The sequence below is a fragment of the Flavobacterium pasteuri genome, from assembly GCF_048286615.1.
GTDB lineage: Bacteria > Bacteroidota > Bacteroidia > Flavobacteriales > Flavobacteriaceae > Flavobacterium.
This window is the reverse complement of the sequence record NZ_JBLVPN010000001.1, coordinates 534,119-559,749: the sequence shown is the minus strand read 5'-3', so window position 1 is coordinate 559,749 and position 25,631 is coordinate 534,119. Positions and strand designations below refer to the sequence as shown.

The following is a 25,631-nucleotide window of genomic DNA, read 5'->3' as shown; positions in this document are numbered from 1 at the left end:
ACCAATTTATTTTATTTATTCAACTATTATAAATTGGTTTTTATGCTTTCTGCCAAAGCTTCAAATTCGTCTTTTGAGAGCGATACTTTATTTTGAAAACGCATTTCATCCATTTCATTCAAGGGAATCAAATGAACGTGAGCATGGGGAACTTCTAGTCCTACAACTGCCATTCCGATTCTTTTACACCGAACCGTTTTTTCCAGGGCAACTGCTATTTTTTTAGAAAACTGCATCAGTCCGATATACAAATCATCTTCCATCTCAAAAATCTTATTTATTTCTTGTTTCGGAATACAAAGTGTGTGTCCTTTTGCATTTGGATTTACATCCAAAAAAGCAAGAAAATTTTCATCCTCTGCAATTTTATAACACGGGATTTCTCCGTTTATAATTTTTGTAAATATACTTGACATTGTTGAATTGGTTAATTGTTTGAATCCGTTAAACCTTTAACTATTTAATCGCGGGAAATCTCTAAAATTTCAAATTTCAACACTCCGTTTGGAACCGTGATTTCTGCCACTTCTCCAACTGATTTCCCTAGTAAACCTTTCCCAATTGGAGAAGTCACCGAGATTTTTCCGGTTTTCAAGTCGGCTTCACTTTCAGCTACCAATGTGTATTTCATTTCCATTCCATTGGTTTGGTTTTTGATTTTCACATTAGACAATACCAATACTTTAGAAACATCTAGATGTGTTTCATCAATCAATCTGGCATTAGAGTGTACTTCTTCCAGTTTAGCAATGCGCATTTCCAGCATACCTTGTGCTTCTTTAGCAGCATCGTATTCAGCATTCTCTGAAAGGTCACCTTTATCTCTTGCTTCGGCTATATCTGCAGATGCTTTTGGACGCATTACGCTTTTTAAATAATCTAATTCTTCTCTTAATTTCTTTAACCCTTCTGCGGTGTAATACGATACTGTACTCATAACTTCATCATTTATATAAATAGAAAAAATCCCATCAGGACGGGATTTCTTTCCACAAAGATACTATTATTATTTTTTCGTCTATAAATATATGTTAATCATATATAAATCAAAGTTAAATAAATTAAATTTGTTTCACTAATACTTTGACACAATTTTAAAATGAAAAAAAACCTGCTGCTTTTCGTTATAATTACTTTCTATTTTTCGTGTAGTGATTCTGGTTTTGATAATACAAATCCATTTGTGCCTAATTATACTTTTACCGTAGATATTAATATGAATTTGCCAGCGTATTCTAATTTAAAATATCCCAGCAATGCAATTTATTATGCAGGAGTGGGCGCGCGCGGTATTATTGTTTTTAATACGGGAAGCGGTTACAATGCTTTTGATGCAGCTTGTCCCAATCAAGCTATAAGCTCTTGTTCTACTATGACCATAGATGGAATAAATGCAGTTTGTGGATGTGACAGTAAAGAATACAGCTTATTTACCGGACAGGGAACTTTACAATATCCTATGAAACAATATCGTGTTCAAGTAAACGGGACGGCACTTAGAGTTTATAATTAAACAAAAAATCCTGACAGCGAACCATCAGGATTTCATCCAATAACAAATAATTTATTTCTTTAAAACTTCAATGTCAAACCAGCAAGGAAATTAATTCCTGCTTGTGGGTAATAGTAAGGGTAAATATCATACATGTATCCATTTGACACGTATTTTTTATCTAAAAAATTATTCACTAAACCTGTCACAATAATCGATTTAAAAACCGATTTTGGTTTAAACTCATAAGCGATATTCAAATCATTGACAAAATATTCCGCCAACTTAGCAGCCGGTAATTCAATGTTATTCATGTATTGTTCGCCCACAAATTTTTGCAACCATGAAATATGAAGATTTTCCACTGGGGTATAGACCAAAATATTTCCGGCAATAATCGATGGTGAATATGCGATATCAGTTGTCCCATAATTCTGTCCCTCTATTGCTAAATCCGTATTTTTATTAGCACTCAAGGTAAAATTAGGGCGTATAATCAATTGATTTGTCAATGCTATTGTAGCATCTACTTCCAGTCCTAAACGGTAACTTTTTTCACTATTAGAACGTATCGGAGCGCCTACATCATCCAGATTTCCAGTCAAAATCAATTGATTTTTATAAGCCATATAATACACATTGGTATTGAATTGTACTTTCTCAGCAACATATCTCCAACCCAATTCAAAGTCATTCAATTTTTCTGGCTTTACGTTTCCGCCTTCATAATCAGTTCTGTTTGGTTCTCTGTTAGCTCTGGCATAGGAAAAATACAAAGCATTATTAGCATTGATGTCATACGTCAACCCAGTCTTTGGATTAAAAAAATTAAATGTATCATCTACTACATCTGCCTGAACCCCGTTGGCTTTATAATTAACCGTACGATATTGTAAATCTCCAAATAAACTTAATTTCTCTGTGATTTGGTAATTGGCTTTGGCAAAAATAGTTCCATCCGTTTTGACAGCATAATCGTCATAATAACGATCTCCTAATTCGCTCTGCGAAGCAAATCGTGCCCAAATAACTTTACCGAAATGGCTACCTTCATACTTATTCCATCCGCCACCAAAAATCATATCCAGTTTTTCTTTCTTGTAATTTGCAGAAAATGTTGTTCCGTAGAAATCGTTATCCAACCATTTTTGACGAATCAAATCAGATGTAGTCACGGTACCAACTGGTTGTAATCCATAATCAGCTAAATCAGCGTCTTCTTTGTAATTTTCATAAAACCCTTTGCCTTTTGTGTAATGCAACGCAAAATTAGTGCTCCAGTTTTCTGATATTTTTTCGTTCCAGTGTAATTGAGAATGATCTTGCTGGTAATTATCTGTTTCATTATCATAAAAACGAGCATTTCCTTGTTCGTCCGTAAAAGCTCCTGCTGAATTAAAAGTGCGATCATCGTTGAGTGTTTCGCCGTCAATTCCATTCCAAGACTGATATGTTTTCTCTTTTCCTCCAAATACCAAGGCTTTTATCAAAGTAGTTTTGCCTACATAGGTACCCTGAAGAAAATAGGATTTCAAATCAGATGCACCGCGGTCCACATACCCATCTGAATTTAAAGCAGACAAACGTCCCGCGATTTCGAAATGATCGTTCATCAAACCCGTACTGAATTTTACGGTGTGTTTTCGAGTATTAAAACTTCCAAAAGAGTTGGAGATTTCTCCAGTGCTTTCTTTGGCAAAATTATCGGTAAGCATATTCAAACTGGCTCCAAAAGCTCCTGCTCCGTTAGTAGAAGTTCCTACGCCGCGTTGCAATTGCAAACTCTCCAGTGATGAGGCAAAATCAGGCATATTTACCCAATACGTCCCATGACTTTCAGAATCATTGTAAGGAATTCCGTTGATAGTAACATTCACTCTTGTAGCATCACTACCACGGACACGAATTCCGGTATATCCCACACCATTTCCCGCATCAGAAGTTGTGACAACCGAAGGCAAATAATTCATCAGAATAGGAATATCCTGTCCTAAATTTCGAAATTTGATTTCCTTTTTGTCCAAATTGCTAAAACTAACAGGAGTTTTTGTCGTCACACGAACTGCCGAAACTAAAACTTCATCGAGTTGGTTTACCTTAGTAGTATCTTTTACTTGTGAGAAAGAGAAAAGTGAAAGGTGAAAGGTGAAGAGTAAAAAAATTACTCTAATTATTTTTTTTGGGTTCTCGGTCATTGACTCTTGACCAATTTTGTAAAATAAAATATTCATCCGTAAAAAGATTACGAATAAAAGGGGGAATTATTCTTTTGTTAAATTAAAAATGATTGTTTCCTATGATAAATAAAGTAGTGTGCACGCTATTTATTTGTCATTTTTTCCCTTGACAACATTACTTGTCCAGGTTCTTTGGGTATAATCTCAGCTCGTTATTTAGAGCACCCCTTTGAGACAGCGCAAAACTAATTATAAATTGTGAATTATAAATTATGAATTGAAATAAATTTTAAAAATCAGGTTTTCTACGTGTCTTTTTAATTTCAGAAACGTTCTTTTTATCCTTTATTCGCTTTCTAATGACAGACTTGGAAATTTTAGTAGGCTTACGTTCTTTAGGAATAAGCAATGCATTTTTTATAAGTTCCAAAAACCTTTTGGTTACAATTTCTTTGTTTCTAAACTGACTTCGATCTTCATCACAATTCAAGATTAATACAGCATCAATAGTCAATCTAGATGCTAATTTGTTCTCCACCAAAAGTTTATCTTCTTCAGTTAGAGCCTGAGAATTTTTCAAATCAAAAGTCAAAACCACTTTAGAGGAAACTTTGTTTACATTTTGTCCACCAGCACCACTACTACGAACAGCTTTGAAGCTCAACTCCGATATGATTTTTTGTTTTTCCAATTTTATTGAGGTTGGTGCGCTGATTTTAATAAATCATTCACGCTTTTCACAGGATTAAATGTAATTAATGGCACCTCAACAAATATAGTAATCCAGTTAGCCATAGCACCATTCCATAAACCCGGTAGTTCATACGATTTAATAGCTCGTCCAAAAGTAGTTTTCTCCACTACAAAACCACTATTGTGATCTACATATTGAATTAAATCAAATTTTTCCTTTTTATAATTTTTAATTCCACACACTAAATCAACGGGATTAAAATGTGTAGAAGCACTCAGTATTTCTCTTTGATTATCATCTGATAAATCTACTTGGGAACTCTCAACAATTTGTAACGAAATTAAACCTTTTTTATCTTTTACCCAAAATGGGCCACCACCGGCTTCACCTTCATTTTTAACCATTCCACAAACTCTAATAGGTCTATCTAAAAAAGCTTTTATTTCGGTGATTTTATCTTCAAAACTAAGCTTGTAAAAGCTGTTTGGGATACTAATATTTAGTTTTTCTTGTAAAAAAAGTAAAACTTCTTCGCTTTCCTCTTGTTGAATTTTATCCGTATCGATTGCATGTGAATATTTAAATACCTGCTGTTGCAATTCTATTAAAATTCCTGCCAATGCCTTTTTATACAAAGAGTTTTTTGCAATATTATTTTGGATAACGTTATCAATATTTTTTATAAAAATAATATCTGCATCAAGATTATTTAAGTTTTCTATCAAAGCTCCATGCCCTCCAGGTCTAAAAAACAACTTGCCGTTTTCATCTCTGAAGGGGTTATTTATAAAATCTACAGCAAGAGTATCCGTGCTCTCATTTTGACAAGAGTAACTAACGGGAATTGCTATTCCTGCATTTTTTTCCAGTTTCCCTTTAACGACATTAATCATAGTTTGAAATTGTGTCAAATGAGATTCTGACACCGTAAAATGCAAGTTTGATTTTGAATTTGAATTAGCATAATGAACACATTCATTGAGATGCTCTTCTACAGGTGTATAAATATGATTTTGATATTTATGAAAAGGAAGTACACCTTTGGGCTTGCCAGCAAAATTAAAATAATCCGGTGCCAAAAGTAATTTTATGAAATAATAATTTTTATAATCTCGATGAAGGAATTCAAAGTCAACAAATTCCTCTCTTAGTTTTTTATCAACTGCCTCGAAAAATGGAAATTTTTCTAAACCAACAATAAAAACAGGAAGTTCTGTTTCTTTTTTTCTATTTATATAAGCATTAATCGTTTCATTTTCGAGATCAAAATCCTTCAAAAAGGCAAGTAAAAACTTAAACATTCTTGTTGCTGCACCAGATGCGGGAACAAATTTCTCTAGTTTAAAATTTGACTTATTCTCATCAAAAAAAACTGCCTTTTCATGGAAATCAATTTCAGATAATTTCAAAATACCATTGAATAAAGTTGCCGGTCCTACCAGATTACTCTTTGTTATTCCATTTCTAAAAAAATCAAGTTGCTCTTGGATGTTTTTTAATGAAACTCCTTTTTCATAAATCTGAATAAAATCAAGCGACGAGAATCCCATTTCTTTAGCCTTTGTTAGATCATTGATAATGGCAACTGCTTTCTTCAGCCGTAATTTTTTATCTCCTGAAAGAATTACAAATGGTTTTTTATTATCGATTAAGGATTGTTTAAAATTTGCAAACACCGACTCTCTTTCGTCTGGACGATCTCTTAAATCATCTTTTTCCCATGGAATGTCAATGTCCGTAAGAAAAAACAGGTCATACTCATGTTCACGAGCTGCTTGATCTAATAATGGATGACAGTAATTATAATATACTTCCGAAAAAACTTTAGTCACCAATAAATTAGTATCACAAAAAAGGTAGTTATTAGCAATTAAAGCGCTTTCATTTTCTAATATGGTTTGGCCATACGCAATAGGAAGCATATCATCAACATTGCATATTTGCTGGTTTTCATCCCATTTTTTTTGAAGATATTCTCTTGCATATTCAGGAACCCATTTGGTTTTATAATATTCAGCAAGCTGTCTAGCCAATGTTGTTTTGCCAGTGCTTTCGGGACCAAATAAGGCTACTTTTATTATTTTTGTAGCTCCGTTTGAGAGCTGTCTGAGATTTTCTTCCATTCTAAATAGCCAAAAATGGCAACTATTGTAAATACTATGTATTGAAAACTTGTAAAAGTAAAACCTTTTGAAAAATATAATGGAATTGAAATTACATCTCCAATAATCCAAAATACCCAATTTTCTACTTTCCTTTTAGCCATGAGCCACATTCCTACAAAGAAAATTCCTGTGATAAATGTATCTACATAAGCAAACCAAGTGGTGAATTTTCCGAAATAATGATATACCGAAACCACAAAAGCGACTGTAAATATAAAAAGAATTATCGCAATTCGTTTTTCAGAACTGGAAATTTTTGAAATTGGGAACTCAACTCTATCACCTTTTTTTCGGGTCCAGTGGTACCAACCGTAAATACTCATTACAAAATAATATGCGTTGATCATCATATCACCCCACAAAGTCCATTTCCAAAGCAGATACACAAAGATGGATGTGCTTACTAATCCTGTTGGAAAAACTAAAATATTGTCTTTTTTGGCATACCAAACACTTAGTAGACCAAAAATGACCGCCACGATTTCTAAAACGATATCTAGGCTTGGGTAATCTCTATACTGAGAAAAAAAGTATTCTATCATTGAAGTATTTTAGGTTTGTGAATTTACGTCCTTATCCCTCGACTGCGCTCGGAATCAATGCCATTAAGTTGAGGAAGAATCCCATGATTGTGTCATTCCTATGAAGGAGGAATCGCAACAAACAGAGATTCCTCCTTCGTAGGAATGACAAATAAACACTCACTTAATGACGTTGCGCTCGAGATGCCAAATAAAACTAATGTCTGTCATTAAAAAAATTAGTATTTTTTTCAAAAGCTGTTCCTATAATCACTAAATCGGCACCGGCATGATACGCATCTTGAATGCCTTGCAAATCTACAATTCCGCCACCAACAAGTAACGGAATCTCAATATTTTGCGCTACTTTTTTAATCATGTCTAATGGTACAGCATGTTTTGCACCACTTCCCGCCTCTAAATAAATCAACTTATTGCCTAACATTTCGCCAGCTTGTGCCGTTTCCAATACTAAATCCAGATTATTTCTATCCAAAGGCTTGGTTTTACTAACGCGTTCAACAGCAGTTTCAGTTCCACTTTCTATCAAAATATACCCTGTAGAGATAATTTCTAAATCTGTTTGTTTTAGTAATGGAACGGCATTTACTTGATGTTCTATCAAATAATCAGGATTTCTTCCTGAAATTAATGACAGAAACAAAATTGCATCGGCTTTATCTGAAATTTGAGATGGATTGCCTGGGAATAAAACAATTGGTAGACTGCAGTTTTGTTTGATTTTTGAAATCAAATCGTCTATGTTAACATTTTCTACTAGGCTTCCGCCAATGAAAATATGACTTGCAGGCGATTGACTGATTTTTGAGACTAAATGATCCAAGTTGTCCAAGATCAATTTGTCTGGATCTAGTAGAATTGCCATCAGTTTTTGATTTTCAGCTTTCGATTGGATGATTTCGTTATAAATGTTTGTCATTTTTTGGCACGCTGATGACGCGGATTTTACAGATTTATACAGATTATTTAACTGATTACTGCGACTAACTATTGATTTTGTGATTACTCCTTCGTGGGAATGACAAACTGCTAGACGGAACACTGAGCATTATTTTCAAAAGCATAGACTAAAGTAAAATCTTCGATTTCTTCAAAATGAATAGTGAAATCCTTGACTAAATTATTAAAATGTAGTTCAGCGATTGTTTGTTTACTTTCTAATTTGAAAGAGGGTACTTTGATATGGTCTTTGAAGCTGATTCCTTTTTCGTTTCTAATTTTGAAAATGGCTTCTTTGGCGCCCCAAATGACTGTTAATTTTCGAATGTATTCGTCACTGTCCTTATCCAAAAATTGAAATTCAGAGTCACTGAATTTATCGGCGATTCGGAGGATTTTGTCTCGATGCAATTCCATATCGATTCCTACGGTTTCGTCACTGATGATAATTGCCGAAAAATTATGGGAATGTGTTATAGAAATATGGTTCTCTCCATGTAGATGTGGTTTCCCGAATTCGTCATAATACAAATCTAAATCAGTGTGGCCCGTTTCCTGTAATAACTTGCGAACACTCAGAAAGGCGCGTTGGTGCATTTCTGATTTCATTCCGTTTAGGCGGAGGCGATTGCTGTCGTTTAAGACCAATTGGTCTAATAATTCGGCATAGGATTCGGTTACTTTCCAAACAAGGATTTGGGTGGTGGTCCCTACGCTTCGGGAGAAATTTATCGTTTTGTAAAGTGGCATCGTATTGTGTTCTTGTTTTTTTAGCCCCGGTAGCAGCGGCATCCTTTTTTCACGCTTTTTTGCGTGGAAAAAGATATAGCGAATAACGGGAAATAGCTCCAGAAACTGAAATAAGTTCAGCTTAAAGAAATTATTTAGTTAATGTTCAAAAGATTAGCGAATTAAACAATTCATAAAACTTCAGGAAAACAGTAAAATTCTAAAGTTATTACGTAAATTTGCAAAAAATTTTACACTTACAAATATACTATAAATGAGTACTACAACTATGCCTTTTGTGGCTTTCAAAGTAAAAGACATTTCTCTAGCGGCTTGGGGAAGAAAAGAAATTGAACTAGCAGAAGCTGAAATGCCAGGTTTAATGGCGCTTCGTGCGGAATACAAAAATGAACAACCACTTGCTGGTGCTCGTATTGCAGGATGTTTGCACATGACAATCCAAACTGCGGTTTTGATTGAAACTTTAATTGCTCTTGGTGCTGAAGTGACTTGGAGTTCTTGCAACATTTTCTCTACTCAAGATCAGGCTGCTGCTGCAATTGCTGCTGCTGGAATTCAAGTTTATGCTTGGAAAGGTTTGAACGAGGAAGATTTTGACTGGTGTATTGAGCAAACTTTATTCTTTGGTGAAGACAGAAAACCATTGAACATGATTCTTGATGACGGTGGAGATTTGACTAATATGGTTATTGACCGTTTCCCGGAATTGGTATCTGGAATCAAAGGATTATCTGAAGAAACTACAACTGGTGTTCACAGATTGTACGAGAGAGTAAAAGCGGGAACATTGCCAATGCCTGCTATCAATGTGAATGACTCAGTTACTAAATCGAAATTTGATAACAAATACGGTTGCAAAGAATCGGCAGTTGATGCGGTTCGTCGTGCAACGGATGTTATGCTTGCTGCAAAAAGAGTAATCGTTTGTGGTTACGGTGACGTAGGTAAAGGAACTGCGGCTTCTTTTAGAGGTGCTGGTTCTATTGTTACGGTTACTGAAATTGATCCAATTTGTGCTTTACAAGCTGCAATGGACGGTTTTGAAGTTAAAAAATTAGATACTGTTATCGCAACTGCTGATATTATTATTACGACTACTGGAAACAAAGATATCGTTTTGGGTTCTCATTTCGAGAAAATGAAAGATAAAACTATCGTTTGTAACATCGGGCATTTTGATAACGAAATTGATATGGCTTGGTTGAACACAAACCACGGTGCATCAAAAATCGAAATCAAACCTCAAGTTGACAAATACACTATTGCTGGAAATGATATTATCGTTTTGGCAGAAGGTCGTTTAGTAAACCTTGGTTGTGCTACAGGTCACCCAAGTTTTGTAATGAGTAACTCATTTACAAACCAAACTCTTGCTCAAATCGAATTGTGGAAAAACAGCGCGGCATACAATAATGATGTGTACATGTTACCAAAACATTTAGATGAGAAAGTAGCAATGTTGCACTTAGCTAAATTAGGTGTTGAATTAGAGACTTTACGTGTTGATCAGGCTGATTATATTGGAGTTCCAGTTGAAGGTCCATTCAAACCAGAATATTACAGGTACTAGATTGCTGATTTTTGATTAGCGATTGCTGATTTTAGATTTAGAACCCTTGCAGTCCCAAAGTTTCGGGAGCAAGGGTTTTTTGTTTTTGGGCGTGACCCTTCGCAAAAACTTCGGGTCGGGCTATACGCTGTATCTTTTATTGCGCTGCGCTTCATAAAAGGATGCCGCTACTATCCCTCATGCAAATAAGCTAAATTTTTTTTAAATAGAAAGCTTTTCCAATACGCTTTACAAAAGCAAATTTAATATTGTAGTTTTTCGTAAAGTACAAAACTAAAAAACCATTGTGACTCCCATAAAACCCTATTTAGTCATACTATTGTCAATTGTTATTCAAAACATAGCAGCACAAGATAACGACAGAAGCTCATACCAAACTCAGTTGTATAAATTAGCAATAAAAACGAGTGAGGGTGGTGATTATTTAGAAGCAATAAGAACTTTTGCAATTAGCAACAACATCAACCCAAAAGCAGATGTTGCAACGCTTGCATTAAAAAAAGCAGATTCATTAAAATTTATCTTACGGCAAAACAAAATTAACGAACTAATTGGAAAATGGAAATGGATCCCCAAAGAAGGCAATTGGGCAATACGAGAAGATAATTTAGTTGGCAAAATGATCCATATTACTGTAGAAGAAATTCAGTTTTTTGAATTATATAAGAATACAAAAGAATGGAAACTAGTACAAACCGACAAGAACCGATTTTCAGAAAATCCAGAATCGTATTCCTTTACTGAATTTTTAAATTCTAATAATGAAGTGTGGGATTATAATATTGATTCCAATACTGGAGAATTAATTGCAACCTATATTGGAGAAAAAATCGAAAACAATTACACTGAATTAGTTTGCGGAAATCAAAAACTTAACTATTTCAAGTTACAATAGTTTCAAAACCTTCAATCCAACAAAAACCATTCGTTTTTTTACTCAAAAACAGTTTTTAAACTGCACTCACAAATAAAAATCACAAATCAATTAAAAACAAAAAATCCGTCTCACAAACAGTGGACGGATTTTTTAAATAATTGAGAAAATCAATTATGCTTCAACTTCGAAAGGAAGTATAGAAACGTATGATTTGTTATCTCTTTTCTTTTGGAAGAAAACAACTCCATCTACTCTTGCGTGTAGTGTGTGATCTTTACTAATGTAAACGTTTGCACCTGGATTATGTTTTGAACCTCTTTGTCTTACGATGATGTTCCCAGCAATAGCAGCTTGACCACCAAATATCTTAACGCCTAGACGTTTTGATTCTGATTCTCTACCATTCTTAGAACTACCGACACCTTTCTTGTGAGCCATGACGTATTAGTTTTATTTTGTTATTATTCTTTTGTATCTTCTTTTTTAGCTTTAGCTACCTTTTTCTTTGGAGCTTCAACTTCTTCTGTAGTGGCTTCAACTGCTGCTTTTTTAGGAGCTGCTTTCTTTGCACCAACACTAGTAATACCTTCAATTACAATTTGAGTAAGATATTGTCTATGACCGTTTCTCTTTTTGTATCCTTTTCTTCTTTTCTTTTTGAAAACGATAACTTTATCTCCTTTTAAGTGTTGTAACACTTTAGCTTCTACTGAAGCACCTTCTATAGCTGGGGCGCCTAAAGTGATTGTTCCGTTATCATCTAATAAAAGAACTTTGTCAAAAGAAACTTTTGAACCTTCTTCATTAGTTAAACGGTGAACATAAACCTTTAAGTCTTTGCTTACTTTGAACTGTTGCCCTGCTATCTCTACGATTGCATACATACTGAATTGTTTTAATAATTTTTAAGGTTGCAAATATACAATTAAATATTTAACCTGCAATTAGTAAAACAAAAAATATTCTTCATCTCTAATATCCTGATTTCTCATGCTTTTAAAGCCAATTAATAAAAAAATGAAATGAACAGTTGTTAAAGTTTTATTCTGTACTATTTTTGATGTAACAATAACTGTTTTTCCGTTACTAATAGAAAATAAAATTATTAATCCAATATGAAAAAATCAATAATGGCCTTAAGTACAGCGCTCATGCTTGGTGGAGTAGCTTCGGCTCAAAAAGTAGTTTTCGAAGAATATAATTTAGATAATGGCATGCATGTTATTTTACATAACGACCCTTCTGCTCCTGTCGTTGTCACTTCCGTGATGTATCATGTAGGTTCCAAAGACGAAAAACCGGACCGAACGGGTTTTGCCCATTTCTTTGAACATTTATTATTTGAAGGAACTGAAAACATAAAACGTGGCGAATGGATGAAAATTGTAAGTTCAAATGGAGGAACAAACAATGCGAACACTTCCGATGACAGAACGTATTATTACGAAGTATTTCCTTCTAATAATTTAGAATTAGCCCTTTGGATGGAATCCGAGAGATTGATGCATCCTGTAATCAATCAAATTGGTGTTGACACTCAAAATGAGGTTGTGAAAGAAGAGAAAAGAACCAGTTTTGACAATCGTCCTTATGGAAATATCCTTACGGTTGTAAAAGAAAATATGTTCAAGAAACATCCGTATCGATGGAACACCATTGGTTCAATGAAAGATTTGGATGCTGCAACCTTAGAAGAATTTCAGGCATTTAATAAAAAATTCTACATTCCAAACAACGCTGTTTTAGTTGTTGCCGGTGATTTCGAAAAAAATCAGGCCAAAGAATGGATTCAGAAATATTTTGGACCAATAAAAAAAGGAACTGCTGTAACGAAACAAACTTTTATTGAAGAACCAATTACTCAAACGTTAAAAGCAACGTATCAGGATGCTAACATCCAGATTCCAATGTTAGTTGCTTCATATAGAACGCCGTCAATGAAAACTAGAGACGCCAGAGTTTTAGATTTCATCTCTTCCTATTTAAGTGATGGAAAAAGTTCTAAATTGTATAAAAAAATAGTTGACGAGAAAAAAATGGCATTACAAATAGGTGCCGTAGGTTTTAGTCAAGAGGATTATGGAATGTATATCTTGTATGGTCTGCCAATGGGAACTAATACAGCTGCTGATGTATTAAAAGAAATTGACGAAGAAATTGTAAAAATTCAAACGGAATTAATTTCGGAGAACGACTTCCAAAAATTACAAAATAAGTTTGACAATAATTTTGTGAATGCAAATTCTAATGTAGAGGGAATTGCCGAAAATTTAGCAACCTATTATATGCTTTACGGCGATATCAATTTAATCAACACCGAAATAGAACTTTTACATTCTATCACTCGTGAGGAAATTAGAGACGTAGCGAAAAAATATTTAAATCCAAACCAAAGATTGCTTTTGGATTATATTCCTTCTACAGAACAGGCTAAAAACTAAGACATTCTAAATCATGAAAAAAACAAATATATTATTATTCATTTTGTTGGTAACAGGAATTATGCAGGCACAAGATCGCACACAACCAAAACCTGGAGCTTCACCAGTAGTAAACATAAAAAAACCACAAACTTTTGTTATGCCAAATGGCTTGAAGGTTATGATTGTTGAAAATCACAAGCTGCCAAAAGTTAGTTTCAGTCTTTCATTAGACAATGCTCCTTATGCTGAAGGCAATAAAAAAGGGGTTGACGAATTAACCAGCAGCATGATAGGAAATGGAAGTAAAAAATTAGCCAAAGATGCTTTCAATGAAGAGATTGATTTTCTGGGAGCTGACATTAGTTTCAACTCACAAGGAGCTTACGCAAGCACCCTTTCTAAATATTCTAAACGAATACTAGAATTGATGGCTGAGGGAGCTTTACATCCAAATTTTACTCAAGAAGAATTCGAGAAAGAGAAAGCAAAATTACTGGAAGGACTTAAATCTCAAGAAAAAAGTGTTCCTGCCATTGCAAACAGAGTTGTTGACGCACTTGCTTTTGGAAAAAACCACCCTTCTGGAGAGTACATGACCGAGGAAACGATTAAAAACGTAACTCTTACGGATATTCAAGCTAATTATGCTAATTATTTTGTTCCCGAAAATGCTTATCTAGTGATTATTGGAGACATCAAATACAAAGAAGCGAAACCAATTATAGAGAAACTATTTGGATCTTGGGAAAAAAGAAGCACGCCAAAACTGACGTACGCAGCACCGGAGAATGTACCTTTCACTCAAATCAATTTTGTTGATGTGCCTAATGCAGTACAATCAGAGATTTCATTAGTGAATACATTGAATTTAAAGATGAGTGACCCTGATTTCTTCCCAGCTGTAATCGCAACGTATATTCTTGGCGGTGACTTTAATAGTTACCTTAATATGAATCTAAGAGAAAAACACGCATGGACTTATGGCGCTAGTTCTGTAATAGGAAGTGGAAAATACGTAACTAAATTAAGATCGACTTCAGCGGTAAGAAACGTTGTTACAGACAGTGCAGTAGTTGAATTTATCAAAGAAATCAAAAAAATACGCACCGAAAAAGTAAGCGAGGAATTATTGAGTAATACTAAAGCAGGTTACATCGGACGATTTGTGATGCAGGTAGAAAAGCCGCAATCAATAGCACGATACGCATTGAATATAGAAACCGAAGATCTTCCAAAAGATTTCTATGAAAACTACATCAAAACCATCAATGCCGTAACTGCCGATGATGTACTTCGTGCAGCCAACAAATATTTCCTTTTGGACAACAAACGAATTATTATTGCCGGAAAAGGATCGGAAGTGATTCCAGCTTTGGAAAAACTAAAAATTCCAATGTTTTATTTTGACAAATATGGTAATCAGTTGGAAAAACCAGTTTTCAAAAAAGACATTCCTGTTGGCGTAACTGCAAAAAGTGTTATTGATAATTACATCAAAGCTATTGGTGGAGAAAAAGCAGCTTCTGCTGTAAAAACAATTGCGATGAATGGAACCACAACAATTCCGCAAGCACCTTCCCCTTTAAATTTTACTACAAAAATTGATGCTAAAGGCAAACTAATGGTTGAATTAGCGATGGGAACCATGAGCCTGATGAAACAAGTGGTAAATGAAAAAGGAGCTTATGTAATGCAACAAGGACAACGCCAGAACATCGAAGGAACAACGCTTACTGATATGAAAGCAAGCGCAACAACTTTTGAAGAATTATTACTTTCTAAAAAAGAAGGGTTAGTATTAAGCGGTATCGAGACAATAAGTGGAAAAGAGGCCTATGCAGTAAAAAACGGAAAAACAACATTCTATTACGATGTGACTTCAGGATTAAAACTGGCTGAATCCAAAATAATAGAACAAGGCGGTCAAACCATAACGCAAACCACAAATTACGGAGATTACAAGGATGTAAAAGGCGTTAAGATTCCTTTTAATATTATTCAAAATATAGGATTTGAATTGGATATTAAAATATCTGACGTTAAAATCAATGAAGGTGTTTCAGATGCTGATTTTCAATAATCAAAACTTGAATTAATAAACAAAGGCTGTCTTTTTAGACAGCCTTTGTTATTTTATACTCTTTAAATTTTTCATACTAAACACTGAATACTACTTCTTAGCCGATAAATACACTCCGATTAAAATAATGAAAGCCCCAAAAAACTGAACTGGCGTCAGCATTTCATTGTCTAATAATCCCCAACAAAATGCAACTACAGGAATCAAATACGTGACCGAAGTAGCAAAAACAGGTGAAGACATTTGGATAAGTTTAAAGAACAAAATATTGGCAATTCCCGTTCCTACAACCCCAAGAATTATAATGAACAAAACCGATTCCTGTACTTTTACATCATGAACCACTTCAAAGAAACCGGAGAAAAACAAGATGATAAATGCCGGAAAAAACAACACCATAAAGTTCCCTGTCGTAATGCTCAACGGACTCAAATCGTGTAAATATTTCTTGATTAAATTCACATTGACGGCATAACATATCGAAGCTATCAAAACCAAAATAGCATAATAATAGTTTTGCTCCGGATGATGAATAGCACCATTCAAAATCAACAAGGCACTTCCTATTAAACCAATTAGAATTCCAAAAATCTGATTCCTTTTAAATTGCAATCCAAAAACCAAAGCTCCTAAAATCAATGTATTCAAAGGAGTCAGAGAGTTCAAAATAGAACTCACGGAACTATCAATTTCCGTCTGTGCAATAGCAAACAGATAAGCGGGAATAAACGTCCCAAACAAAGAAGTTAAAGCAATAAATTTCCATTTATGCAATGGGATTTTAGGCAAACTTTTAAAACCTATCAATACTAAAAAAATAGCTGCAAAAATAATTCGCAACGATCCCAATTGTAAAGCTGTTAAACCAATAAGCCCTTTTTTAATTAATATAAATGAACTTCCCCAAACTAAGGCAAGAACCATCAAGTAAACCCATTTTAACTGCTTCGATTCCATAAAAATAATTTTACCCCAAAATTGTAATTATTTTATGAATTAGTCCTTCTTTTTTTAATTAATTTTGCAGTTCAGAAACACGCTTTTAATATTTAAAATTTATATCATAATGAATTTCAAAAAATCAATCGTAACTCTAGTGCTTACAAGTGTTTTATTTGTAGGTTGTAAAGAAAAAGAAACGAATTTAGTTTCAAAAGAAACTGCTGAAACAGCATCTCCAAAAGTTAAAAAGGAAATTGCTGCCGCTAATCTTCAAACAGCGAGTTTCTCTGTAGAAGGAATGACATGTGCTGTAGGTTGTGCCAAAACGATTCAAGAAGATTTGAACGGACTGGATGGCGTTCAAAAAGCAACTGTAGATTTTGATACAAAATTAGCCACCGTAACTTTTGACAAAACGGTTCAAACTCCAGAAAAACTGACTAAAGTTGTCGAAGCCGCTGCAGATGGTAAAACATACAAAGTTTCGAATATGAAGTCGTAATTCAGACTTTCAAATTGTATAAAAAAAGCATTCGTTACTGGCGAATGCTTTTTTTTGTGAAATATTATTTCCATTTCAAGGTTTCCATCAATCGCTGCATGTCATTTTTAATATAACTCGCGGCCGGCATAATAGAATCATAATTAGGTTTTGCATAAAAGTAAACGGAACCCGTCACAAAATGTTTGGTGCTGTCTGTAGCATAAAACTGTGAATTTGTTGCCGCATTTCCTTCAACCTGATAAAACATTCCATATACTTTTTTATCGGGATTCAAATACGGTTGTTCCAGAATATCATCTGCTTTTATCACGTGTTCATAAGTCAGTTTTTGCGCATCACGCAACAGTTCATTAATGTTTTTCGTGACTGGCTTATAGGTAAGATAAATAGTCGCTTTCATTTTTGGATACGTAATCGTAAAACCACAATTCGTTTCTTTTTTGATAATAGCATCTGAATTCATTTCAAAAGCAAAAGGACATTCGTTTTCAAAATTTACATATTTGGCTTCCGGATAATCCAATCGCAAATAGCTTGATGGTTTTGGTAAAACATCGTCTTTACAACTAAAACTCAACAATGATGTTATTACTATTCCTGAAAAAGCGATTATTTTTTTTAACATTTTTACTTATTCAATTGTTACTTTTATTTGCTTCACCCTTTTTTGGTCCACTGCTTCTATTGTAAACAGGCAGTTTTCGAATGAAATTTTTTGATTTTTTTTCGGAAAATTTCCCAAAATTTCAAGAATAAAACCAGCCAGTGTTTCGGCTTCCCCTTTTTTGACTTCGAATAATTCTTCATCGACATCAATTATTCTGTAGAAATCCTTGAGGTTTATTTTTCCTTCAAAAAGATAATTTCTATCGTCAATTTGGGAAAAATTAATATTTTCATCGTCAAATTCATCACTGATATCCCCTACAATTTCTTCAATAACGTCTTCCAAAGATACCAACCCGGAAGTTCCTCCATATTCATCGACCACAATCGCGAGATGACTTTTCATGCTCTGAAAGTCTTTCAGTAAATTGTCCAGTTTTTTATTTTCCGGGACAAAGAAAGGATCTCGCAACAACGATTTCCAGTCAAATTCATTTGTGTTAATATGCGGAAGCAAATCTTTGACATACAAAACGCCTTCTATCTGATCAATATTGTCTCGGTAAACCGGAATTCTGGAATACCCTTTTTCTATGATTTTGGGACAAATAACGGAAAAGGATTCGTCTATTTCTAAAGCAAAAATATCGATTCTGGGGCTCATCACTTGTCTCGTATCCGTATTTCCAAAGCTTACAATTCCTTCTAATATTTTTTGCTCTTCGGTAGAAGTTTCATCCGAAGCAGTTAATTCTAAGGCTTGTGATAGTTGATCAACAGAGAAATTTGTTTTTTGCTTTCCTAATTTATTATGCAAATAAATCGTGGCAGCGCGCATAGGCAAACTTATTGGCGAAAGCAATTTATCGAGAAAAGCAATCGGATATACAATCAGTTTGGCAAACTTTGTATTATTTCTGCTGGCATATACTTTTGGCAAGACCTGACCGAATAACAAAATTAAAAAGGTAGCAGTCACTACTTCCAGAATAAATTTTAAAAGTGGTGCTGTTACTGCAGAAAAAATAGTTTTCCCAACAACGGAAAACAATAATACTATGGAAATATTGATAAAATTATTAGCTACAAGAAGTGTCGCTACAAGTTTTTTTGGTTTTTCTAAAAGTTCCGAAATAATTTTTCCTTTGGAGTTATTTTCTTGTATCGTTTCATCGATGTCTTTTTGTGACAACGAAAACAAGGCTACTTCAGCACCTGAGATTAAAGCGGAACAAAACAGCAAAATGGCAATTCCTATAAAGCCAAATACTACATTAGCATCAATAGCGTAAGAAAAAAATAAACTGGGCTCTGGGTCCAAATTAGTTAAGATTAATTAAACAATCAAAATGGCAAGTCATTAATAGGCAGGACATTATTTTCCGGGTCAAAATTAGTGTTTTTAGGAACATCAGCTGCAGGAATTTGTTTGTTGTTTTCACTGTCTTGTTTTGTGGAAAGAAAAGTAAATTCGGTTACCTGAATTTCGGTGGTGTGTTTTGTACTTCCATCCTCTGATTGCCATTGACGGGACTTAATACGTCCTTCCACATATATTTTATCTCCTTTAGAAAGGTATTTTTCACAAAGTTCAGCCGCTTTATTGCGTACTACCAAATTATGCCACTCCGTAGAAGTGATTTTTTCATTGGTAGTTTTGTTGATATACACTTCGTTTGTTGCCAGCTGAAATCTTCCGATACAATTGCCTCCATCAAAATAATGCATTTTGATATCATCGCCAAGAAAACCAATTAGCATAACCTTATTTAATGTTCCGTTCATTGTAGGATTTGGTATTTCTACCAAAGATACATTTTTTTAGAAACTCTATAAATCCTTTTCAATAAAATTATGAATCACAATTGAAAGGATTTTAAACTTCTAAAACAAACAATACTCTACTGTTTGCTTGAAATTTTTGTTCTGACAATCGTAGTATTCCCTCTAATTTCAGTGGTAGTTCTGGGTCCTGAGTTAAACTCCCTAATTTTACCCTTAATATAACTCTCAACTTGCGCCATGGTAACGGTTTCTTTAGATATTTCGGGTTTTACTATTTCAATTGGAGTCTTTTCGATTTTCACTGCAGTAGCAAACGTCTCATAATATGCTGAGCCAACATACAATATAAGTCCAGGAAGTCCATCAAATTTTTCTGGTCCAGCATTGATGGCAATCTCCTCCGTAAACCAAGCGATAAAAAAATAACCAAAAGCATTTGACGTTGCTTTTTTACATTTAAAACCAAGAATTTTTTTAGTCTCGTTAGTAATTTTCCAATCCCATTTGAGTAAACTGTCCTTCCCATAAAAATATTTACCATTATAAAAATTAAATAACAGCTCATTCTTATTGAAATCTTTATAATACCATTTCTCTATTAAATAATTAGTTAAATTATATTGCGCTCCAGGTTCTTCAAAACCACCCTCTTCAATCTTTTCAATGTTTTTAGTTTCCGGGCTATTTTTATATAACGAAACACCGTCTTGATATTGCAAAATATAATTATAGGAAGCTAACTTCATTTTTCTTGCAAACTCAGGAGTTGCTTCTAAGCGTTCTTTAGTCAGGATATTCTTCTCAGCATAATCAACCGTGACCGTTTGAGAATATCCAATAATCGACAATAAAAAAAGTAGATACGTGATTTTCATTTTAAAAAGTTTAAAATTAATGATTAGGTTAATTTGGTATACCAAGCACAAATCAACAAAAAAAAAAAAATATTTTCACAAGTTTTTTCTTAAATATTTTAAATTAAATTAAAGAAATAACTTACTGACAATCATAAAAATATTCAAAGATAAGTAAGAAACATCTGTTATTGCTAAGTCTGCAACTCCTTTTCAATAAAATTATGAATCACAATTGGGAACGGAAAAGTTTTCAAAGTTTCTGTATCAATCCCGTTTTCAATTGTTCCTTCAATTTTCACTTTCCAAAACTTAATATGTAAATGCTGGTGCGACAATTTATGAATGATACTTTTCTCGTTATATTCTAACATACTTAAGACAATATTATCTTTAAAATAATCACCTTGAACAGCTTCGCTAACACAATCAAAATCTTCCTCTTTTTCAGTTTCCATCAAAGGAAATTCATATAAGTTGTGCCAAATCCCTTTGTCCGTTCGTTTCTGGATAATTGTATTTCCTATTTCATCGGCAACAACCAAATAATTAAAGTAACGGTTTCTCACTTTTAGTTTTTTGGACTTTACAGGCAATTGATCGACTTTATTTTTTTGCAAAGCAGCGCAACTTTCGTTGAAAACACAAATGCCGCAATTTGGACTTTTAGGAACGCATTGCAAAGCACCAAACTCCATAATGGCCTGATTGAAAGTTGCCGGATTATCCTTTGGCATCAGTTCAAAAGCCAGTGCTGCGAATTCTTTTTTGGCGGAAGCCTGAGCAATATCCGTATCGATATCAAAATAACGTGATAAAACCCGGAATACATTTCCATCAACAACCGGAACGGCTTCATCATAAGAGAAAGAAGCAATCGCCGCTGCGGTATATTCTCCTACTCCTTTTAATTTCAATAAGTCATTATAAGTCCCCGGAAAAATTCCCGATAAATCAAAAGCTATATGCTGTGCTGTTTTGTGCAAATTTCTAGCTCTGGAATAATATCCCAGTCCTTGCCAAAGTTTCAAAACTTGTTCTTCATTAGCTTTCGCCAAATCAAAAACAGTAGGAAAAGCGGTTGTAAAAGATAAAAAATAAGGCATTCCTTGTGCAACACGCGTTTGTTGTAACATGATTTCTGATAACCAAATAGGGTATGGATTAGTGGTATTCCTCCATGGTAAATCGCGTTTATTTTGTAAATACCATTGTATTAGCAAGTTAGAAAAAATCATGTTTTAATTATTTGTTAGCAAAAGTAAAAGTTTATGTGATTAAAATTTAATGAATTAGCTTGAATAATTGTTTTTTAAATTCCTATATTTGCAAACTCAAAAAAATAGTACAACATTATAAATAGGAAAGAAAATGACGAAAGCAGATATCGTAGCAAAAATTTCAGAAAAATTAGGTCTTGAAAAAGGAGATGTACAGGCAACTGTAGAGACCTTTATGAATGAAGTAAAAAATTCATTAGAAACTGGAGACAATGTTTATTTAAGAGGTTTTGGAAGTTTTATAGTGAAGACTAGAGCTGAGAAAACAGGAAGAAATATTTCCAAGAATACAACAATAAAAATTCCTGCACACAACATTCCTGCATTCAAACCTGCAAAAGTTTTTGTAGAAGGAGTGAAAACAAATAACGAAGCAAAATAACAATATTAATTAATCATAAAATCTACAAGATATGCCAAGTGGTAAAAAAAGAAAGAGACATAAGGTAGCAACGCACAAACGCAAGAAAAGAGCGAGAGCTAACCGTCACAAGAAGAAAAAGTAGTTTTAAACTACTTTTTTCTTTTTAAACGTTCATTGAAATTGAAAATTAGTAATCAGTATTCCATTTTTAGTATCCAGTCAACTGCGAACTTTACACTGCAAACTGCCAGCTAATTTTCCCCGGGTTCAATACCTGTTAAAATATTGTTTAATCCATTTGTTCGCCTTGGCGAATAGATAAAAATGTACAGCGTGAATAAAGAATTAATCATTAGATCTAGTTCTGAAGCCGTAGATTTTGCCTTATTAAAAGATGGAAAACTAATTGAATTACACAAAGAAGAAGAAAAAAGCAACTTCCAAGTTGGTGATATTTTTATCGCCAAAATCAGGAAACCAGTTGCCGGACTTAATGCTGCTTTTGTAAATGTAGGCTTCGAAAAAGATGCCTTTTTACATTATCATGATTTAGGCCCTAATTTATCTTCCCAACTGAAATTCATAAAACTTGTAAGCGCAGGTAAATTAAAAGATTTCTCCCTAAAAAACTTTCAGTTTGAAAAAGAAATAGACAAAGATGGCACCATTACTGATGTTTTGAGTTCCAATCAATCTGTTTTAGTACAAGTCGTCAAAGAACCTATATCTACAAAAGGACCAAGAATTAGCGCTGAGCTTTCTCTTGCCGGAAGATTTATAGTTTTGGTTCCGTTTTCTGACCGCGTTTCTATTTCACAAAAAATAGAAGACAAAAAAGAGAAAGAACGCTTGAAACGATTAGTACAATCCATCAAACCAAAAGGATTTGGTGTTATTGTTCGCACAGTAGCCGAAGGCAAAAATACAGCCGAATTAGAAAAAGATTTGCAGAACCTGCTCAGCAGATGGACTGCAATGTGTAAAAAATTACCAACTGCTCATCATCCGTCAAAAGTACTAGGAGAACTCAACAGAGCCTCTTCGATATTAAGAGACGTTTTCAACGATACCTTTAGCGGTATTCAGATAGATGACGAAGAGTTGTACAACCAAACAAAGGATTATTTGCAAGAAATTGCACCATCCAAACAATCAATTGTTAAGTTTTATCAATCAAAAGACACACCTATTTTTGAGAAATACAACATAGAGAGACAAATCAAAACTTCTTTTGGAAAAACAGTATCCATGAGTAAAGGAGCTTATCTTATTATCGAACACACTGAAGCTTTGCACGTTATAGACGTAAACAGCGGAAACCGTTCTAATAAAGCCACCAACCAGGAAGATACCGCCATGGAAGTCAATATGATTGCAGCTGCCGAAATCGCAAGACAATTACGTCTTCGTGATATGGGTGGTATAATTGTAATCGATTTTATCGATATGTCAAATCCTGAAAATCGTAAAGTGTTGTTCGATTTCTTGAAAGAAGAAATGAGCGATGATAAAGCTAAACACAAGATCTTACCCCCAAGTAAATTTGGATTAGTTCAAATTACAAGACAAAGAGTAAGACCAGAAGTAAATATTAAAACTAGAGAAGAAGATCCAAACAATGAAAGTGGCGAAATTGAAGCGCCAATTCAAATCATTGATAAAATTGCTTTTGATCTAGAAAGAGTATTAAAAAACCACAAAGATGTTGTGCTTAATGTACATCCTTTTGTGGCCGCATACCTTACCAAAGGTTTTCCATCATTACGTTCAAAATGGTTTCTTGAACATAAAAAATGGGTGAAAATTATACCTCGTGATGCTTACACGTATTTAGAATATCATTTCTACGACAAAAAAGAAAATGCTGTCATAGAATAAAAATAAAAACCGCCTTTCGTGAGATTGGCGGTTTTTTTGTGCGTCATTGCGAGATTCTTCGAAGCAATCTGTAATTTATAATTTATTTGTTTTTAGGAGCTATTTCCAGCTATCCATTACAATCTTTTCTTTTTTAAAGAAAAAAAGAAAAGGATTTTCACTGCTATCTGGGCTAGGGCATTCGTTTATAATATCACTTCCTTCTCTCCGCAAAAAATCGCTTCATCAACTCCGAAGCTTCATTTGCCAGAACTCCAGAAACAACGGTAGTTTTAGGATGCAATTGCGTTCCCATTTTTACAAAACCGCGATTTTCATCGCTGGCACCATACACAATTTTCGAAATTTGACTCCAGTACAAAGCGCCGGCACACATCTGACAAGGTTCCAGTGTGACATAGAGTGTACAACCTATTAAATATTTCCCACCAAGATAATTAGCAGCAGCAGTGATTGATTGCATTTCGGCGTGGGCCGTAACGTCATGTAATAATTCGGTTAAATTATGACTTCTGGCAATGACCTTATTATCAATGACAATTAGAGCGCCAACAGGAATTTCGCCTTTTTCAAAAGCCATTTCAGCTTCCTGCAAAGCTTTTTTCATGAAGTATTCGTCGGTAAATGAGTTTATCATACAGCAAAAGTAAGGATTTGAAATAATTTTCGTTAGTTTTATAATCAGAAACGTAAAGTATGGTAAGGAAATATAAAATCACAATTTCGGAACCTTGTCAAGAGGATTGGAACAAAATGACTCCAAATGACCAAGGTCGTTTTTGTATGAGTTGCGCTAAAACTGTTGTAGATTTTACTGCAATGTTACCTGAAGAAGTGCAGCATTTTTTCATCCAAAATCAAAACCAGAATATCTGTGGTAGAATGAGAAAATCGCAATTAGATTCGACTACCATTCAAATCCCGAGTCGTGCACTTTATATTCAAACTCAGTATCACAAAATGTTTTTGTTAGCATTGTTTATCACAATGGGAACCACTTTGTTTAGTTGTGCCGATAAAAATGGAAACAAACAAAAAATTGATGCTGTTGAAGTGGTTAAAGACAGTACAAAAGCATCTCGTATAACTGTTGGCATGATGTTGCCAGAAAAAAACAATACCCAAAACCATGTTCAACCTCCAGCACCAGCAACCAAGGTAAATCATGTAAAATTTATAAATCCCCAAACAATTGCTTGCGAAGAAACAACAAAGAACGAGACTGCTGTTGAAGATTTAATTTACAATGGAGGTATTGGTTTCGAATTCCCTCCAGAATACAATGGCGGGATTGAAAAATTTTATACTTTTTTTAAAGAAGAGTTCAAACATCCAGAAAACATAAAAAATAAAATTACCGAAATCTCAATCTCATTCGTTGTCGATAAAGACGGCTCATTAACCTATGTCAAACCCCAATCCGAAATTGACGAAGCTTTAGAAAGTGAAATTGTTAGAGTTTTGAAATTGTGTCCTAAATGGAAACCAGGTGAACAAAATGGTAAAAAAACACGAACATTATACACTGCACCTATTTCTTTGATCCAAACAAAATAGTTTTGACAAAACATATTTATCATAACTAATCGTAGCTGTTTCAAAAAACAGCCAATCTAGCCTTAGTTGACCTATTTAATTAACTACCTCTATATCGTAAGACTGGTATTAGAATCGTCTTAAATTGAAAAAAAGATTCCAATTTAAAACC

At 34.0% G+C, this 25,631-nt stretch carries 26 protein-coding genes; 9 read left to right on the top strand and 17 right to left on the bottom strand.

The window, feature by feature from the left end; genetic code table 11:
• Positions 1-26: 26 nt before the first annotated feature.
• Positions 27-416, bottom strand: a complete 390-nt coding sequence (locus ACNQF6_RS02580; protein ID WP_417962937.1) for an HIT family protein — start codon at positions 414-416, stop codon at positions 27-29.
• Between the two features lie 44 nt (positions 417-460).
• Entirely contained in the window at positions 461-937 is a 477-nt protein-coding gene (gene greA, locus ACNQF6_RS02575; protein ID WP_091165910.1) for a transcription elongation factor GreA, read from the bottom strand.
• A gap of 162 nt (positions 938-1,099) precedes the next feature.
• Here greA and ACNQF6_RS02570 point away from each other — a divergent pair, with 162 nt between their 5' ends.
• Complete coding sequence (locus ACNQF6_RS02570; RefSeq protein WP_417962935.1) at positions 1,100-1,513, top strand: Rieske (2Fe-2S) protein; 414 nt, start codon at positions 1,100-1,102, stop codon at positions 1,511-1,513.
• A 59-nt stretch (positions 1,514-1,572) separates the two neighbouring features.
• On the opposite strand, the gene ACNQF6_RS02565 is transcribed toward ACNQF6_RS02570, so the two are convergent.
• From ACNQF6_RS02565 to ACNQF6_RS02540, 6 genes are all read right to left on the bottom strand, one after another.
• A complete protein-coding gene (locus ACNQF6_RS02565) occupies positions 1,573-3,687 on the bottom strand; it encodes a TonB-dependent receptor (RefSeq protein WP_417962933.1) in 2,115 nt (704 codons plus the stop codon).
• A 271-nt stretch (positions 3,688-3,958) separates the two neighbouring features.
• Positions 3,959-4,360: an alternative ribosome rescue aminoacyl-tRNA hydrolase ArfB gene (gene arfB / locus ACNQF6_RS02560; protein WP_417962931.1), complete on the bottom strand. Its 402-nt coding sequence runs from the start codon at positions 4,358-4,360 to the stop codon at positions 3,959-3,961.
• A 2-nt stretch (positions 4,361-4,362) separates the two neighbouring features.
• Positions 4,363-6,486, bottom strand: coding sequence for a DUF4301 family protein (locus tag ACNQF6_RS02555; RefSeq protein WP_417962929.1), 2,124 nt, complete (start codon positions 6,484-6,486; stop codon positions 4,363-4,365).
• The gene (gene pnuC, locus ACNQF6_RS02550) at positions 6,441-7,070 is read right to left on the bottom strand and encodes a nicotinamide riboside transporter PnuC (protein WP_417962927.1); all 630 of its coding nucleotides are present in this window, start codon (positions 7,068-7,070) and stop codon (positions 6,441-6,443) included. Before pnuC ends, ACNQF6_RS02555 begins: the two co-directional genes overlap by 46 nt.
• 196 nt (positions 7,071-7,266) lie before the next feature.
• Positions 7,267-7,989 carry a phosphoglycerol geranylgeranyltransferase gene (locus ACNQF6_RS02545; protein WP_417962925.1) on the bottom strand — a complete coding sequence of 241 codons (723 nt, stop codon included), beginning with the start codon at positions 7,987-7,989 and terminating at the stop codon, positions 7,267-7,269.
• A 110-nt stretch (positions 7,990-8,099) separates the two neighbouring features.
• The gene (locus ACNQF6_RS02540) at positions 8,100-8,759 is read right to left on the bottom strand and encodes a 4'-phosphopantetheinyl transferase family protein (RefSeq protein WP_417962992.1); all 660 of its coding nucleotides are present in this window, start codon (positions 8,757-8,759) and stop codon (positions 8,100-8,102) included.
• Positions 8,760-9,012: 253 nt separating this feature from the next.
• Here ACNQF6_RS02540 and ahcY point away from each other — a divergent pair, with 253 nt between their 5' ends.
• Together ahcY and ACNQF6_RS02530 are read left to right on the top strand one after the other, a co-directional pair.
• On the top strand, positions 9,013-10,329 hold the full coding sequence (ahcY, locus tag ACNQF6_RS02535; protein WP_417962923.1) for an adenosylhomocysteinase: 1,317 nt from the start codon (positions 9,013-9,015) through the stop codon (positions 10,327-10,329).
• Positions 10,330-10,615: 286 nt separating this feature from the next.
• Positions 10,616-11,224 carry a hypothetical protein gene (locus ACNQF6_RS02530; RefSeq protein ID WP_417962921.1) on the top strand — a complete coding sequence of 203 codons (609 nt, stop codon included), beginning with the start codon at positions 10,616-10,618 and terminating at the stop codon, positions 11,222-11,224.
• A gap of 153 nt (positions 11,225-11,377) precedes the next feature.
• Here ACNQF6_RS02530 and rpmA read toward each other — a convergent pair whose 3' ends face one another.
• Complete coding sequence (gene rpmA, locus ACNQF6_RS02525; protein WP_086453627.1) at positions 11,378-11,644, bottom strand: 50S ribosomal protein L27; 267 nt, start codon at positions 11,642-11,644, stop codon at positions 11,378-11,380.
• A gap of 23 nt (positions 11,645-11,667) precedes the next feature.
• A complete protein-coding gene (gene rplU, locus ACNQF6_RS02520; protein ID WP_417962919.1) occupies positions 11,668-12,090 on the bottom strand; it encodes a 50S ribosomal protein L21 in 423 nt (140 codons plus the stop codon).
• 231 nt (positions 12,091-12,321) lie between these two features.
• Here rplU and ACNQF6_RS02515 point away from each other — a divergent pair, with 231 nt between their 5' ends.
• Positions 12,322-13,647 (top strand): M16 family metallopeptidase, encoded by a 1,326-nt coding sequence (locus tag ACNQF6_RS02515; protein WP_417962917.1) that lies wholly within the window; start codon positions 12,322-12,324, stop codon positions 13,645-13,647.
• 13 nt (positions 13,648-13,660) lie between these two features.
• Entirely contained in the window at positions 13,661-15,709 is a 2,049-nt protein-coding gene (locus ACNQF6_RS02510) for a M16 family metallopeptidase (RefSeq protein ID WP_417962915.1), read from the top strand.
• Positions 15,710-15,799: 90 nt separating this feature from the next.
• On the opposite strand, the gene ACNQF6_RS02505 is transcribed toward ACNQF6_RS02510, so the two are convergent.
• Positions 15,800-16,666, bottom strand: coding sequence for a DMT family transporter (locus ACNQF6_RS02505; RefSeq protein ID WP_417962913.1), 867 nt, complete (start codon positions 16,664-16,666; stop codon positions 15,800-15,802).
• Positions 16,667-16,775: 109 nt separating this feature from the next.
• On the opposite strand from ACNQF6_RS02505, the gene ACNQF6_RS02500 reads away from it, so the two are divergent.
• A complete protein-coding gene (locus tag ACNQF6_RS02500; RefSeq protein ID WP_417962911.1) occupies positions 16,776-17,153 on the top strand; it encodes a heavy-metal-associated domain-containing protein in 378 nt (125 codons plus the stop codon).
• Between the two features lie 64 nt (positions 17,154-17,217).
• On the opposite strand, the gene gldD is transcribed toward ACNQF6_RS02500, so the two are convergent.
• From gldD to mutY, 5 genes are all read right to left on the bottom strand, one after another.
• Positions 17,218-17,781, bottom strand: coding sequence for a gliding motility lipoprotein GldD (gene gldD, locus ACNQF6_RS02495; RefSeq protein WP_417962909.1), 564 nt, complete (start codon positions 17,779-17,781; stop codon positions 17,218-17,220).
• Positions 17,782-17,787: 6 nt separating this feature from the next.
• Positions 17,788-19,083, bottom strand: a complete 1,296-nt coding sequence (locus ACNQF6_RS02490) for a gliding motility-associated protein GldE (protein ID WP_417962907.1) — start codon at positions 19,081-19,083, stop codon at positions 17,788-17,790.
• Positions 19,084-19,106: 23 nt separating this feature from the next.
• The gene (locus ACNQF6_RS02485) at positions 19,107-19,547 is read right to left on the bottom strand and encodes a single-stranded DNA-binding protein (RefSeq protein ID WP_417962990.1); all 441 of its coding nucleotides are present in this window, start codon (positions 19,545-19,547) and stop codon (positions 19,107-19,109) included.
• Positions 19,548-19,663: 116 nt separating this feature from the next.
• On the bottom strand, positions 19,664-20,422 hold the full coding sequence (locus ACNQF6_RS02480; protein WP_417962905.1) for a GLPGLI family protein: 759 nt from the start codon (positions 20,420-20,422) through the stop codon (positions 19,664-19,666).
• A gap of 173 nt (positions 20,423-20,595) precedes the next feature.
• Positions 20,596-21,639 (bottom strand): A/G-specific adenine glycosylase, encoded by a 1,044-nt coding sequence (gene mutY, locus ACNQF6_RS02475; protein WP_417962903.1) that lies wholly within the window; start codon positions 21,637-21,639, stop codon positions 20,596-20,598.
• A gap of 133 nt (positions 21,640-21,772) precedes the next feature.
• On the opposite strand from mutY, the gene ACNQF6_RS02470 reads away from it, so the two are divergent.
• A complete protein-coding gene (locus tag ACNQF6_RS02470; protein WP_066080765.1) occupies positions 21,773-22,063 on the top strand; it encodes an HU family DNA-binding protein in 291 nt (96 codons plus the stop codon).
• 315 nt (positions 22,064-22,378) lie between these two features.
• Positions 22,379-23,923 (top strand): Rne/Rng family ribonuclease, encoded by a 1,545-nt coding sequence (locus ACNQF6_RS02465; RefSeq protein WP_282743406.1) that lies wholly within the window; start codon positions 22,379-22,381, stop codon positions 23,921-23,923.
• Positions 23,924-24,116: 193 nt separating this feature from the next.
• Here the strand turns inward: ACNQF6_RS02465 and ACNQF6_RS02460 are convergent, their stop codons facing one another.
• On the bottom strand, positions 24,117-24,560 hold the full coding sequence (locus tag ACNQF6_RS02460) for a nucleoside deaminase (RefSeq protein WP_417962901.1): 444 nt from the start codon (positions 24,558-24,560) through the stop codon (positions 24,117-24,119).
• Between the two features lie 59 nt (positions 24,561-24,619).
• Between ACNQF6_RS02460 and ACNQF6_RS02455 the strand changes: the two genes are divergently transcribed.
• The gene (locus ACNQF6_RS02455) at positions 24,620-25,480 is read left to right on the top strand and encodes an energy transducer TonB (RefSeq protein ID WP_417962899.1); all 861 of its coding nucleotides are present in this window, start codon (positions 24,620-24,622) and stop codon (positions 25,478-25,480) included.
• The last annotated feature ends 151 nt before the right edge of the window (positions 25,481-25,631 follow it).